Origin of the sequence: Carboxylicivirga sediminis (genome assembly GCF_018156225.1) — a bacterium.
GTDB classification, from domain to species: domain Bacteria; phylum Bacteroidota; class Bacteroidia; order Bacteroidales; family Marinilabiliaceae; genus Carboxylicivirga; species Carboxylicivirga sediminis.
Genome location: NZ_JAGTAR010000003.1, coordinates 54,945 through 70,053 on the forward strand (window position 1 = coordinate 54,945; position 15,109 = coordinate 70,053).

Sequence of the window (15,109 nt, forward strand, 5' to 3'; positions counted from 1 at the left end):
AAAAAAACCACCTCTAAATATTAGAAGTGGTTCTTATAACATACTTAATATTAAATGAACTTATAAACACAGGTGTGTCGATAATGTTCCCCGGCTTTTAAAACGGCTTCCGGGAAATGCGCTTTATTAGGTGAATCGGGGAATATCTGTGTTTCCAGCGCTACCCCAGCCCATTTTTCAATTGGTTTACCTTGCTTGCCTATTTCGGTACCATCAAAATGACTACCAGTGTAAATTTGCACACCAGGCTGATCGGTATACACTTCCATTGCCCGGCCTGAAGAAGGACCTTCCAGACGTGCTGCCAATCTCACCATTCCATCATACCCATTAATTACAAAGTTATGATCGATACCATCCACCAACTTAACTTGCGGACAATCAGCTGTTAGAGCTTCACCTATCGCTTTTGTAGTGATAAAGTCCATTGCTGTATCCTTCACTTCTGCAACCTCGCCTGTCACTGTGCCTATTTCGCCATCAATCGGCGTAAACTTATCTGCATTAATAGTTAATTGATGATTGGCAATTGTACCGGTCCCTGCCCCATCCAGATTAAAATAGGCATGCGATGTGAGGTTGATAATGGTGTCTTTATCGGATACTGCATCATACTCGATCACCAATTCATTATCCTCCGTTAAACCATAAGTTACGATGGTCGTTAATTCGCCGGGATACCCCTGATCGCCGTCTGAACTCACCAAGCTAAGCTTATAGGCCTGGGCAAATTGCGGTAAATCTACTTTTTCCACTTCCCATGTTCGCAGATTGAAACCGTCAACTCCACCATGCAGGTGATTAGGACCATTATTGGTATCCAACTGAAATTCTTGACCATTCAACTCAAACTGCCCCTTCACAATGCGGTTAGCATAGCGCCCACAAATAGCGCCAAAATAAGTATCACCAGCCAAAGCTCCTTCAACGGTATCATAACCGATAACCACATCGGCCATTTCGCCATTGGCATTAGGTACTTTAATGGAGGTGATTTGTCCACCTCGTGCAATGAAGGTTACCTCTACTTGGTTATTATTTTTTAATGTAAACACATCAGATGCTTTTGTCATATTCGTTCGTTTTTAAGAAAATTGGTGTAGTTAGTATTAAAAACAAATTATAATTCTACCTGAACAGCACCTTTAGAGCGAATAAACAGCTTGTGACAGTTGCCTTTGCCGAATACAGACTCTAGTGTTGTGATGTAATCATCTAATAAATCATTAGGTACAAAAGCCTGGATGGTACCGGCAAATCCGCCACCATGCACGCGCCATGCACCTTTGCCTTTGAGTACTAATTCACTCAATGCCAGTGCCAATGCCACATTCTGATGCTTGGTTTCGCCACCGACAAAAATATTCTGGTTATACATGTATGAACTAAAACCTGACTCAACCACCAGTTCCAGAAACTGTTCGAAGTTACCAGACTCTAAAGCTTCGACCTGATATACCACGCGTGAGTTATCAGCCTGGAAGTGAATAGAACGCAACAAAGCACGGTCGCCCACTTTCTCACGAATAGCCGGAATGCCTTTCACCACATCCTCCATTGACAGCGGACGTAATACTTCTTGCCCCAACTCTTTAGCAACCGCCTTCATCTCGCCAGGCAGTGCATTGTACTCTTCATCCAATCCACCATGGCTACCACCAGTGTTGGTAATAACTAATGAATATCCTGTTTGGGCAAAATCAAAATCCAGAGCTTTTACAACCGGATTGGCTTTATCTGCAAAGTCAATGGTAATAAATCCGCCCACAGCACAGGCAGTCTGGTCCATTAAGCCGCAAAACTTTTTACAAGCATGCTCAGCTTTTTGGCCGATCTTAGCATTATCCACCGGATCCAACTTACCATCATTAAACAAGTTACTGAAGATGGCACCAATCAATACTTCGAAAGAAGCTGATGAGCTTAACCCCGATCCTTCAGGTACACTGCCATGTATGACTGCATCAAAACCAGCAATCTCCAAACCAAGTGCTTTAATTTCTTTGGCAATGGTTCTTACAATGTTTCCAGGTGTCAATTTGAACTCCGTCACTTCCAATTCACTCAAATCAACTTCGAAAGGATCGAATCCTACTGAAGTGATACGCACCTTATTAGTACCGTTAGGCGCTGCAACTGCGATGTTATCTAAATTAACTGCTCCAGCCAAAACACGTCCTAACTGGTGATCGGTATGATTACCACCAACTTCGGTTCGCCCCGGAGAACTTAAAAGCATCACGTCATCGTTACCGTATATGCTTTTAAACTCGTTAATGTATTTAATATAACGATCAGCCTGAGCTTTCAACACAACCGCATCGCTTCCATATAACTCTTTAAAAAACGGATTATTCCCACCGTTGATTTTCTCAATTAAACTTGTTATTTGCATTTCTAAACTGAATTAAGTGTTATTGTTTATTTAGCTTTATAATGTACAGTTGGCAGATCACGTAAGCGTTGGGCCGCCTGCTCTGCAGTAATATCGCGCTGAGCATTGGCCATCATTTCATAGCCCACCATAAACTTCTTCACCGTTGCAGAACGTAATAAAGGCGGATAAAAATGCATGTGCAAATGCCATTCAGGATGCTCCTGCCCATCTGTTGGGGCCTGATGAATCCCTGCTGAATAGGGAAACGACACTTCAAATAGGTTATCGTACATCACGGTTAACTTTTTATAGGCATCTGCCAAAGCTGTGCGCTCTTCATCACTAAGTTGTGAGATACTGGCGACTGCTCGCTTACTCACAATCATCGCTTCAAACGGCCAGGTTGCCCAAAACGGTACCAACGCCACAAAATGCTCATTCTCCACCAGAATACGCTCGCCCGACTTCAACTCTTCAGCCACATAGTCTTCCAAAAGTGTTTTACCGTGCTTATCGAAATATGCCTTCTGCATCACCGCTTCTTTAGCTGGCTCCACAGGCACCGAATATTGTCCCCATATCTGCCCATGTGGATGCGGATTGCTACACCCCATGATATCCCCCTTATTCTCGAAAATCTGAACATGAATGATATAGTTCAGTGCGCCAATTTCCTGGTACTCATTGCACCACAAATCCACTACTTTCCGAATATCAGTCACCTCCATCTCAGGAATGGTCAGATCATGACGAGGCGAAAAACAAATAACCTTGCAAAACCCTCTCTCACTCTCAGCCTTAAACAATTCGCCATTGCTGTAATTGCCTTCAGGGATATCAGGCACCAGCGCACTGAAATCATTCTGAAATACAAATACATCTTTATACTCGGGATTATTATGCCCTCCTGCCCGCTCATTACCCGGGCATAAGTAACATTTTTCATCATACTTCGGACGCTTTTCAATTGCCGGCTTCTCAACCTTTCCTTGCCACGGGCGCTTTGTCCGGTGAGGTGAAACCAATACCCAATCACCAGTCAGCGGATTATACCTGCGGTGTGAATGTTCAGTAAATTCAAATTGTTCCATAATATAATAAAGTGCAGTTAGTAGTATTAAATTGAACGTTTAAAAATCGGATCGCTAAACTCGCCCTCCTGTTTAGGCTTAAACTTAAAGTAAAAAGCCCCTTTCCGCGATTCGGACATATCTTTCTCTTCAAGTCGCTCCAACACTTTGAGCGACAGAATTTTCTTTCGGAAATTACCCGGATCAAATTGCCTTTGAAATATTTGATCGTACAAGTTGCGCAAACGGGTAATAGTAAATTTCTCAGGAAGCAGTTTTCGCCCAATAATTTCGTAACTGGAACGCAATCTCAACTTCTCAAGTGCTTTCTCAACCAGAACATCATGATCAAAAATAAGCTTCGGCAATGCGGCTATTGTAAACCATTTAGCCCCATAATCTTTGATCAAATTCGCTGCCTTATCATCAATCTTAATCAAAGCATAATACTCAACCGTTATTACACTCCCTCCTGGATCACGATTGGGATCAGAAAATGTATGCACCTGCTCTAGGTAAACATCATCAAGCCCTGTTAACTTTTGCAACACCCTACGGGCAGCAGATTCAGTTGACTCATTGGCATTGACCCAACCTCCAAGCAATGACCATTCACCTTTTGCGGGTTCAATATCACGCTCAAAAACCAACAATTTAAGCTGTTCTTCTTCATAGCCAAAAATGACACAATCAACAGCTACAAAGCGTTTATTCTCCTGATACTGATCGTATATACTTTTATTCATACCTACAAATATAAAAGTAATATTTACTTTTATACTCTTTTAAAGGTATATTTTACTTTTATAATTCAACTAAAAGAAAATACAAGATGTTTACGTCAAATAATCAGACATTTACAAACTATGAGTTATAAAAGCATACTAGACACGCTATTATATAAAAAAAGCCTGCACGAATTTATCGAACAGGCTTTTTAATAATGTCATACGTTTATTACTTATTCAACTCTTTCCATGCCAGAGCACTTGCTCCAACAATAGCCGCATCACCAGCATCCAGCTTCGATGGCAATAATTGTATTTTATCTTTGAAGATAGGTAATAGATGCTTCTCAATACTTTCCTTGGTTGGCTTCAGAATAAGTTCTCCGGCCGCCAAAGGACCACCAAACAAGAATATCGCTTCGGGACTTAAGTGATGAATAGTATCAGCAATTCCCTGCCCAAGGTGATGACCTGTTAGTTCAAACACCTCTAAAGCCACTTTATCACCGGCAACAGCTGCATCATAAATCATTTTAGATGTCAGATCATTATAGGTGTGATTGGCCAATGGGCTATCTGTAGCATTGTATTTCGCTAGCAACTCAAATGCTGTACGTTTCATACCCGGTGCAGAACAGTAGGCTTCAAGGTGTCCCTGAGCCCCACAACCACACAAACGACCTCCTGGCACTAACGTAGTATGCCCGCACTCACCAGCAAATCCATCGTGACCATAAACAAGATCACCATTTACTACAACTCCGCTTCCCACACCTGTACCAAGTGTGTACATTACAAAGTTTTTCATGCCTTTGGCTCCACCATAAATCATTTCTCCAATGGCAGCAGCGTTTGCATCATTTGTTAAAGCAATAGCTTCCAAATCAGGAAAATGTGCTTTCAATAGTTTCACAACATGCACAACACCCTTAAACGACAAGTTGGGTGCATATTCGATTGTTCCGCTATAATAATTGCCATTAGGCGCTCCAACCCCAATACCAATAATCTCAATTTCTTCATTCATCAACTTAGCGTTGGTGATAAGCTTATTGATTGCAGCTGATAAATCTTCGATGTATTTATTTATATCACCATGTGATGGTGTTGAAATACTGTCTTTGGTGAGCACATGACCCATTTCATCAACTACTCCAATGGCGGTGTTAGTACCACCTATATCCACGCCAACAGATACCTTTTTCATTTGATTAGTTTTAATAGTTAATCGATTTCTTTAAACACAACGACTTCCTGAAGTAAGTCCAGGAAGTCGTTTTATATCATACGAATTTCCCTTATTCTACAGGAATATCCTTGTTTACATTTTTACATCCTGCCAATGCATACCACAATAGATAAACAAGAGCAGCAACAATTACCCAGTATGAAGCCATGTAGCTTACTGTAAGGTCAGCAACAGCTCCTTGAATCAATGGAAGAACACCACCACCAACTACCATTACCATAAAAATACCAGAACCCATTTCCGTATATTTTCCAATACCTTCAACAGCCAGATTAAAGATACCTCCCCACATAATTGAAGTACATAAACCACACAAAGTAAATAACATTACTGCTAATGGAACTGTCTGCATACCAAAGCTTAGGTCTGACATAAAAACTGGCATTGAGACCGAAATAGTTGATGGAAGGAAAATACCTAAAGCAACAAAAATAATACCCAAGGTACTAACAAAAGTCAATTGGGCTTTTGCAGAAAATTTGCTACCTAAAACTCCACCTGTGAGACGACCAATCAACATTAAAAACCAATATGTACCAACTACCGAACCGGCAGCTGCAGGATCAATACCCATACCTGCTGCTCCATCTGCAGCATCTTTAGCGGCAGTTAAGAAAAGGTTGATAAAATTTGGAATACCAACTTCAATACCTACGTATAAGAAAATTGCCACTGTACCTAGAACGAAGTGACGGAATGACATTGCACTATACTTCTCTATAACTTTAGATTCTTTTACATCTCTGTTATGAGGCTCAGGAATAGCAACGATTGCTAATACAATAAAAGCTACAACAAAAATACCAATAGCAATTAACAAGGCAGGAACAGCATTTTTCATGGTTGCTTTAGCAAGATCTCCAATTAAATAACCACCCAAAATTGGGACAATGGTTGCTGCCATTGAATTCAATGAACCTCCAAACTGAATCAACTGATTACCCTTTTTACCTCCACCTCCTAAGGTGTTCAACATTGGATTAACAACAGTATTTAACATACACATTGAGAAACCTGAAATCAATGCTCCTGTTAGGTAAACGGTAAAGATTGGTGTGAAGTTATCACCAATTTCATATGGCATTAAGCCTGAAATTAACTGAACACCAACACCCAGAATACCAAGCGCAATTGCCGTTAAGGCCGTAAATTTATAACCCTTTTTCTTCAACAGAATTCCAGAAGGTAAACCTAGAAGTAAATAAGCCAGGAAGTTAGCAAAATTCCCTAACTGAGACATCCAGTTAAGAATACCATCCTGATTTTTGGCAATCACACCCATTGGGTTTGACAATCCAGTCACAAATGAAATCATTGCAAATAGAAAGAACATCATTACTATTGGCAATACCTTGTTGTTTTTGTTAGACATAATTCGATTAATTAATTCTTAAAGGTGGATCAAGAACCCACCTCCCTTGTTTTTAGTTTGTGTATAAAATATTAGTTTTTGAGTTTCGTTTTCAAACACTTACCACCTTCATTATGAACAATTTTGCACAAAAAAGATTAATTTATTTAAAAACGGAAAGCAAGATAGTATTTAAATGTACAATTCTTACAATTTGCGTTAAAATATCGCTAATAAAAAATTGATATAAATTACTAGTCGGTTTTAGGGTAAAAAAAAACCACCCCATAACGAGGTGGTTCTGTATATTTAACTAATTATTTATTGCTCCAAATAGGTCACTTCCAACTCAAATATATGAGTATTATACTGATTATCTGCAATTAATGATGGAAGAACAAGCTTAGCTTTGCCAAATAAATTCATGTGTAACACAGCTTCATTAACACCAGGAAAGACATTTGAACCAGCTCCGGGTACGCCACCAACCGGATAAGTTGTAAACGTAAACGGTGAAATGGCGTATTCATTACTCTCTCTAAAAACTTCTACTGTTTTTTCTACAAATGTTGTATCTACACCATCTACGAGGGTATCCATTTGTAAGGCTATTGCATAATTTGTGTATCTGAAACCTACCGTCTTATAGGCTTCAACAGGCTGTTCTTTTTCACCTAATTTTGTGTGAAACATCATCAAACCTGATTCAAAACGATGATCAACTGTATCTATCGCCGCAGCTGTCAATGAGTCTAATCTACTCAAGCCATTATCCATCTCTTCGTCATAATAGCGTTCCAACAACTCCTGTTCAGCAGCTAATGCTTCCTTTACATTAAAGTAATTGTAAGAATCATTACAAGCAGCAAATCCAATTAAAAATGTAATTGCGATAAGTATAGTCAGGTTAAAATATCTATTTCCAGTCTTCATTAATTATTTTTTATGTCAGTTTGACAAGCACACAAAGAAAATCATTTTTATGCAATCTTCAAACCTTATTATGGCAATGATTGGCTTGTTTGCACCTCCAACACCTCAATATCCATTACTATTATCGCCAATTTAGGAATCTTATTACCATCGCCGGCAATACCATGGGCCAGATAAGGTGGTAATATTAGTTTAGCAATTGCACCTTGCTGCAAGTGCTGAACAAATTGCTCAAGCCCAGCTTCCACCTGCGCCTTCCCAACCGTAAATTGCATAAATCCATCAGTTGCCGAAGAATAACAGATAGTTCCATCAAGCAAACTGGTTGTGTAAGCTAGTTTCACTGCATCCTGATGGCGTATTGAATCTCCAACACCCGGCTTATTAATCTGATAATAGTAACCAGTCCCTGACTTGGTCATATCCAAATGATTATCGGCAATGTACTGCTCAATCACTTTCACCTCGGCACTAACCATCTTTTTATTCATCTCCAAAAGCATGTCCTTTGTCACCTGCTTTTTTTCTCTGGGTTTTTCTTTACACCCATTAAAAAAACCGATGGTCACTAATACAACAACCAGTATTCTAATTAAAGCCATTGGCATCACAAAATTCTTTTAATACTTTTTTAAATCGTTCAACTGTTTCATCCAGCTTTAGTTTTGATTCGCCACCGGCAGCATTAAAATGTCCTCCGCCATTAAAATAGGTTTCACTGAACTTATTAGCCGGAAAACCACCGCGCGAACGGAATGATATCTTTATTAAATCCTTTTTCTCGGTAAACAAAGCCGACAAATTAACGCCTTCAATCCAAAGTGCCTGATTAACGAATCCCTCAGTATCACCCGGCTTAAAGCTAAAACGTTTTAACTCATCCTGACTTAAAGATATATAGGCCGTTTTCAACTCAGGTAAACGCTCCATCTTCTCACCCAGTGCATGCCCCAACAGGCGCATCCGATCAAATGAATTGTTATGAAATATCATGTGGTGAATATGCTCTTTATCGATACCCATACGCAGTAACTCAGCCACAATCAGATATGTTTCGGGGCGGTTAGAATTGTAATTGAGCGAGCCAGTATCGGTCATGATACCGGCATAAATACACTCGGCAGCTTCTTTGGTCACAGCATCTTTTAAGCCAGCCTCATTCAACACATGAAAGAGCAACTCACAGGTTGACGAAGCTTCAGGTACACTTATCTGTAGTTGTGCCACATTAGCATCAGGAAATGGATGGTGATCAATCATGATACGGGGCGTATCATCCTGCTCAAACAGCTCACCCATCAGTTTGATACGCGTCAATGAATTGAAATCAACAAAAATAACCAGTTCACTCTCTTTAATTAGTTTGGTCGACTTCTTGATGCTCTTATCGTAAATCAATACCTCATTCACGCCGTGCATCCAATTTAGAAAATCAGGAAATTCATTTGGAGATATCACTGTTACCTCCTTGTCCATATTCCTCAATGTATTATATAGGCCCAATGCGGCACCTAAAGCATCTCCATCGGGATTATTATGCGGAACAATTATGACTTTCCGACTGTTATCTATCTTAGTTTTTAATAAATCTATTTGTGTCTTGTCTTGAATATTCATTGTAATTTTTTGTTGAATTGACAAAGATATAGATTTTGAAAGACTATTTTTTTTGTATTTTCGGAATATTAAGTTTTACCCTTACACTAAATTAATCAGCTAATATGGCAGGACTGAAAACACTTACCATGATTAAGCCGGGAGCCGTAAAAAACAGGCATATCGGCGCCATTCTCAATATGATTGAAGAAGCCGGATTTCGCATCTCGGCTATTAAATCCCTAAAATTATCGAAGGAAGATGCCGAAAACTTCTATGAAGAGCACAAAGAGCGTCCATTCTTCCCCGAACTGGTTGACTTTATGTCATCAGGACCTATTGTGGCTGCTATTCTTTTGAAAGAAAATGCAGTGGAAGACTTCAGAAAACTGATAGGCAGCACCGACCCGGCTGAAGCGGAAGAAGGCACCATCCGAAAGCTTTTTGCTGAAAGTAAAGCTCATAATGCGATTCATGGCTCAGACAGCGATGCCAGCGCCGAACGTGAATGCCACTTCTTCTTTAGCTCGAAGGAATTACTGGAACGTCACCCGTAGACAAAAGTTAAAATTACAGAGGCCTCTTGCATTGCAAGGGGCTTTTTTAGTTCAAAAAAGCTGATAGCTTTTGGCGGTTAGCTATTTCCACAGCGATGTTATCCAAAGCACTTTGTCATTCGTCTCCTGTTATCCATCTCCTCTATCGAAACACTATATCCTGAACAATATTATCGCCTATAGCCTGATTCAGGTTTTCAATGATTTTATCCTTCCACATCAATAATTCGTTGCGCAACACGCTGGATGTCATTTCCACATAAAGTATTCCATTACGAATGTAGATACGATGTGTTGCCCGTGCCACCGATGGACCAAGTACTTTTGCCCAATAATGCACAGCCCGGTTCTCCAGCATGCCTTTATTGAGATTCTGCTGTTTTAGCACCTCCTTTATTACATCACTTATGGCTTGTGTTTTGCGTCGACGCATACTTTAAGTTATTAGTTGGCAGGCGGTAGCCAGTGGTTTAAAAATTACATTGCATATAATGTGATTATGAGCTCGCAGCAATTTGTCCATTTGCGACGTCAAACACCTTATATGCTTTACCTGTTCGTTTAACTATATCAACCAAATATGGCTTATTGGTATCGGTTATAAAAATCTGATTAAACACATCTTCGGCAACCAGCTGAAGCAGGCGATTGCTGCGTGCATCATCCAGCTTATCAAATATATCATCGAGCAACAAAATAGGCTTAATACCATTGTGCTTATGTATAAACTCATATTGAGCGAGCTTTAGTGCAATCAAAAACGTCTTCTTCTGCCCCTGCGAAGCTATTTTTTTGATTGAGTAACCTCCCAACAACAATTCAAGATCGTCTTTATGAACGCCTTTTGTGGTGTAACCCAACACAATATCCTTGGAGCGCACTGCTGCCAGCTGTCCCTTTAAATCACCCTCATGTAAATGGGATTTATAAGTGAGTGCAATCTCTTCCTTACCATCCGATATATAGGCGTAATATTTTTGAAAAACAGGTACCAACTCCTTAATAAAATCAACACGACGTATATAAATCCTGTTGGCTAGCTGCTCCAGCTGCTCATCCCATAAATCGAGCATAGAGTAATCCCCTGAACGACTATCCTTCAATTGCTTAAGGGTAGCATTTCGCTGCATCAGCGAGCGGTTGTAACGCATTAAATCATCCAAAAAAGGCTTATCATACTGCGATATCACCCCATCGATGTATTTACGGCGCTGCTCACTTCCTTCATTAATCAGTTGCTCATCCGATGGCGATATCATCACCAATGGCAATAATCCAATATGTTCTGAAAGTTTGCTGTATTCCTTTTTATTGCGCTTAAAATGCTTCTTCTGTGACTTCTTCAAGCCGCAATAAATATGTTCCTCCTCGTCGTGGCGCAAATACTGCCCTTGTACCACAAAGAACTCCTGCTGATGATTAATATTCTGGCTATCAACAGCGTTAAAGTAGCTTTTACAAAAGGACAGGTAATACAGCGCATCCAGCACATTGGTTTTACCCGAACCATTATCGCCCACCAGGCAATTAATGCCAGGTGAAAAGGCTATTTCGGCCTGTTCAATATTTTTAAAATTGATAAGATTAAGGTGCCTGATGTGCATGTAAAATGGTTTTGTGCAAAAGTAACTAACCTGCAGGATTGTTCAAAAATGCCTTTCAATATTTTTAGCACTTATCGACCAAACAAACACCATAAGTATATCGCAGCATTGATTACTTGACGGCCTCGACCTTAAAATATTTATCAGGAAGCCACAAAAAGTAATAATCCATCTTTTGTTTTTTGGTCAAAAGGATTACTTTTGGCATTCGAATAAAAATTTACTTACAATGTCAAAAGAGAAACATACGCATCAAGATGATAGCTTCGAGAATGTAGAAAGCGCATTGAGTAAGACGGAGCACTTTATTGAAGAGAATCAGAACAGAATAAGTATGATTGCTTTGGCAATCATCATCATAGTAGCCGGATACTGGGGATTAAAGAAATTCTATTTCTTACCATTGGAGCAAGAAGCTCAAAAGCAGGTGTTCTATGCTCAGCAGTATTTTGAGCAGGATTCATTTAAGCTGGCTTTAAATGGCGATGGACAGAATTATGGTTTCATCGAGATAATGGATGAATATGGCTCAACTAAAGCGGGTAAGCTGGCCGCATATTACGCAGGTGTTTCTAACCTTCATTTAGGTAATTACAACGAAGCTGTTGACTATTTGTCAGGCTTCTCATCAAGTGAAGAAATGGTGGCAGCCACTGCAGCTGGTGCATTAGGTGATGCTTACGCTGAATTGGGAGAAAACGATAAGGCTATCTCTCAGTACAAAACTGCAGCCTCTTATGATAATTCATTGACGGCTCCTACTTATCTGATGAAACTGGGAGTAATGTATGAGGCAAAAGGCGACTACTCAGCAGCTGTTGAAGCTTATCAAAAAATCAAAGATAAGTATGCTACATCTGCCGAAGCTCGTCAGATTGACAAGTACCTGACACGTGCAAAGCTACAAGCGAAGTAATTTTGAACTAAAATATTAAAAAGAGGTTGTCTATGTAGGCAACCTCTTTTATTTTTGCACAAAACTGAAAACAATGGCAACAAGTCTTAAAAACTTATCAGATTACAATATAGCTGATGTACCATCGGCCGCTGAAATGAAGTTCGGCATTGTGGTGTCGGAGTGGAACACCGAGATAACTGAAGCATTATACGAAGGAGCTTATAACACCCTTATTAAGCATGGTGCTTCAGAGGACAACATCATTAAAAAATATGTACCAGGCAGCTTTGAGCTGACCGCCGGTGCCAAATACCTGGCTGAAATGACAGATGTTGACGCTGTTATTTGCCTGGGGTGTGTGATACAAGGTGATACACCACACTTCGATTTTGTTTGTCATGGTGTGACACAAGGTATGACCCTTTTAAATGTGCAGTACCCAATACCGTTTATTTTTGGCCTGCTGACAACACTGAATCAGCAACAGGCGCTGGACCGTGCCGGTGGCAAACATGGCAATAAAGGGGATGAAGGAGCTGTAACAGCCATTAAAATGGTACACCTTAATCGCTCGCTTAAGAATTAAAACATTGTAAGAGATAGCATATAAACAAAGCCCGGCCATAAGGCCGGGCTTTGTCGTATAGTATAAAAATTTAATAGTATATATTAGTCTCAAAACTATTCCTGCATAATACACCCATCTTATACCAAATGAATAACAAAATGATTGATAGAGCATTTTGCTTATATCATGGGTTAATGCCGAAACCGAATCACAGATTGTTTTTAAATCAATCGTTTTGATTCGTAATCGGTATTACTCCTTCAGTAGCTCAACAGCTTTCTGAGTGGCGTCATTAAAGCTATCAAAGATGAAGGCATCTGGCACAAACTTAGTCAGTTCAAATTGCTTGATTTCCTCCTTAATCTCCGCATTACCCCCCGACAGCAATATGGTAATGTTCTTGTTGCTCAGCATCCGGAGCGTATCTTTCAGGTTATGCAGCCCGGTCTGGTCAATAAATGACACATGACGCATCCTGATAATCAATACCTCACAACGCAAACCTATTTCCTCAATAGCCTCGGAATAGCGCCTGGCCGAAGCAAAAAACAGGGGCCCGCTGATTTCATAAATCTTCAATGCGGCAGGTAAATCGGAGTAGTTCTCAATCACATCACTGTCTACAATATTATCAATGCGTTTATCGCTGATGTCAGCCATCCGCTTCATAAATAAAAGGGCCGACAGCACCACACCAATTTCAATGGCTAGTGTCAGGTCAAAAAACACGGTAATAACAAAGGTGGTTAACAGGATAAGGATATCGAAGTAGCGACCTTTGAGGATGGCCACAAAACTGCGCCACTCACTCATATTGTAGGCTACTACCATTAGGATACCGGCCAGACAGGCCATGGGAATCAGTTTGGCCCATTGCCCCAGAAAAAGCATTATCAGCAGCAGAGTAACAGCATGTACCATACCGGCAATCGGGGTACGTCCCCCGTTTTTAACATTTGTGGCTGTGCGCGCTATGGCACCAGTTGCTGGTATACCGCCAAAAAATGGCGTAACAATATTGGCTATTCCCTGGGCAATAAGCTCGGTATTGGAGCGATGTTTACCACCTATCATACCATCGGCCACAACCGCCGATAACAAGGACTCAATCCCTCCAAGCAATGCAATGGTGATGGCCGGCCCAATGTAATGTTGCAGCTGTCCAATCTCAATAGACGGAACAGTGATACTAAAGCTGGACGGAATAGAACCAAAAGCTGATTCGATGGTAGTAACATCCAGTTTGAGGAAATAGACCAGTGGTGTGATGATGACGATGGATAGAAATGCCCCCGGTATTTTAGATGTAAGGCGTCTGGCAAAAACCGTAATCAGAATGGTAGCTACTGTAACAAGTACAGCTGTATAGTTAATGCTGTCAATGGCTGAAAAATAGGTCAGCCATTTGGCATGAAATTCAGAAGGCACCTTGGTGACTGATAATCCAAATGCGTCTTTAATTTGGGTGGAGAAAATAACCAGCGCAATACCACTGGTAAAGCCCACCACCAAAGAATGCGGAAAGAACTTGAGCAAAGTACCCAACTTTAGTAAACCAAAAAGCACCAAAAACACGCCTGCCATAATGGTGGAAATAATCAGTCCATCAACACCATACTGCTCAATAATACCATAAACAATAATGATAAAAGCTCCGGTAGGCCCGCCAATCTGCACGCGGCTGCCGCCCAGCAATGAAATAATAAAACCGGCTACCACGGCCGTAATAAGGCCTTTGTCGGGCGATACACCAGATGCCACCGCAAAAGCAATGGCTAAAGGTAAAGCTACCAGGCCGACTACAACTCCTGAGAATACATCATTGGTCAACTGCTTCCTGTCAATGCCCGATCGAAGAACAGTGAAGAACTTTGGTTTGAATATATTTTCCATGTGTTTAAAAATTGTGTTCCACTTCACACTATCTACCCACCTGAGGGGAAGGCACAATTCTGTAGTGTCATTTCAGATGTGTGGATGCATTTTTCAAGGGCTGCTCATAACTACCCCTCATAAAATCGCTGCAAATGTAAGCCTAAAACGCTACCATTATCCTCCAATCAGCGTTTTTTTGTTTAAACCACATGGCACATTCATAAACATTTAGTGTGTAATGCCCTGATCAACTATTTATAAGAAGCAGTTATTTTTTTTCGATCCGAAGTAGCAAAGTGATGA

15 protein-coding genes are annotated in these 15,109 nt (G+C 40.5%); 3 read left to right on the plus strand and 12 right to left on the minus strand.

Going from position 1 to position 15,109, the window contains the following annotated elements; genetic code table 11:
• Positions 1-50: 50 nt before the first annotated feature.
• From KDU71_RS03165 to KDU71_RS03205, 9 genes are all read right to left on the minus strand, one after another.
• Positions 51-1,073, minus strand: coding sequence for an aldose epimerase family protein (locus KDU71_RS03165; RefSeq protein WP_212188450.1), 1,023 nt, complete (start codon positions 1,071-1,073; stop codon positions 51-53).
• Between the two features lie 47 nt (positions 1,074-1,120).
• Positions 1,121-2,395: a galactokinase gene (locus KDU71_RS03170; RefSeq protein ID WP_212188451.1), complete on the minus strand. Its 1,275-nt coding sequence runs from the start codon at positions 2,393-2,395 to the stop codon at positions 1,121-1,123.
• A 26-nt stretch (positions 2,396-2,421) separates the two neighbouring features.
• Positions 2,422-3,468, minus strand: coding sequence for a UDP-glucose--hexose-1-phosphate uridylyltransferase (locus KDU71_RS03175; RefSeq protein WP_212188452.1), 1,047 nt, complete (start codon positions 3,466-3,468; stop codon positions 2,422-2,424).
• Positions 3,469-3,494: 26 nt separating this feature from the next.
• Complete coding sequence (locus KDU71_RS03180; protein WP_212188453.1) at positions 3,495-4,193, minus strand: NUDIX hydrolase; 699 nt, start codon at positions 4,191-4,193, stop codon at positions 3,495-3,497.
• A 211-nt stretch (positions 4,194-4,404) separates the two neighbouring features.
• Positions 4,405-5,382 (minus strand): ROK family protein, encoded by a 978-nt coding sequence (locus KDU71_RS03185; RefSeq protein WP_212188454.1) that lies wholly within the window; start codon positions 5,380-5,382, stop codon positions 4,405-4,407.
• A gap of 91 nt (positions 5,383-5,473) precedes the next feature.
• Entirely contained in the window at positions 5,474-6,796 is a 1,323-nt protein-coding gene (locus KDU71_RS03190; protein ID WP_212188455.1) for an MFS transporter, read from the minus strand.
• Between the two features lie 300 nt (positions 6,797-7,096).
• Positions 7,097-7,708: a hypothetical protein gene (locus KDU71_RS03195; RefSeq protein WP_212188456.1), complete on the minus strand. Its 612-nt coding sequence runs from the start codon at positions 7,706-7,708 to the stop codon at positions 7,097-7,099.
• 68 nt (positions 7,709-7,776) lie between these two features.
• The gene (locus tag KDU71_RS03200) at positions 7,777-8,310 is read right to left on the minus strand and encodes an FKBP-type peptidyl-prolyl cis-trans isomerase (protein ID WP_212188457.1); all 534 of its coding nucleotides are present in this window, start codon (positions 8,308-8,310) and stop codon (positions 7,777-7,779) included.
• Positions 8,297-9,325 (minus strand): DHH family phosphoesterase, encoded by a 1,029-nt coding sequence (locus KDU71_RS03205; protein ID WP_212188458.1) that lies wholly within the window; start codon positions 9,323-9,325, stop codon positions 8,297-8,299. Before KDU71_RS03205 ends, KDU71_RS03200 begins: the two co-directional genes overlap by 14 nt.
• 104 nt (positions 9,326-9,429) lie before the next feature.
• Between KDU71_RS03205 and ndk the strand changes: the two genes are divergently transcribed.
• Entirely contained in the window at positions 9,430-9,861 is a 432-nt protein-coding gene (gene ndk, locus KDU71_RS03210) for a nucleoside-diphosphate kinase (protein ID WP_212188459.1), read from the plus strand.
• Positions 9,862-10,003: 142 nt separating this feature from the next.
• Here ndk and KDU71_RS03215 read toward each other — a convergent pair whose 3' ends face one another.
• A complete protein-coding gene (locus KDU71_RS03215; RefSeq protein WP_212188460.1) occupies positions 10,004-10,294 on the minus strand; it encodes a DUF721 domain-containing protein in 291 nt (96 codons plus the stop codon).
• Positions 10,295-10,358: 64 nt separating this feature from the next.
• Positions 10,359-11,465 carry a DNA replication/repair protein RecF gene (gene recF / locus KDU71_RS03220; RefSeq protein ID WP_212188461.1) on the minus strand — a complete coding sequence of 369 codons (1,107 nt, stop codon included), beginning with the start codon at positions 11,463-11,465 and terminating at the stop codon, positions 10,359-10,361.
• A gap of 229 nt (positions 11,466-11,694) precedes the next feature.
• On the opposite strand from recF, the gene KDU71_RS03225 reads away from it, so the two are divergent.
• Together KDU71_RS03225 and ribH are read left to right on the plus strand one after the other, a co-directional pair.
• Positions 11,695-12,381 carry a tetratricopeptide repeat protein gene (locus KDU71_RS03225; RefSeq protein WP_212188462.1) on the plus strand — a complete coding sequence of 229 codons (687 nt, stop codon included), beginning with the start codon at positions 11,695-11,697 and terminating at the stop codon, positions 12,379-12,381.
• 73 nt (positions 12,382-12,454) lie between these two features.
• Positions 12,455-12,949, plus strand: coding sequence for a 6,7-dimethyl-8-ribityllumazine synthase (gene ribH / locus KDU71_RS03230; protein WP_212188463.1), 495 nt, complete (start codon positions 12,455-12,457; stop codon positions 12,947-12,949).
• Between the two features lie 234 nt (positions 12,950-13,183).
• On the opposite strand, the gene KDU71_RS03235 is transcribed toward ribH, so the two are convergent.
• A complete protein-coding gene (locus KDU71_RS03235; RefSeq protein WP_212188464.1) occupies positions 13,184-14,824 on the minus strand; it encodes a SulP family inorganic anion transporter in 1,641 nt (546 codons plus the stop codon).
• Positions 14,825-15,109: the final 285 nt, after the last annotated feature.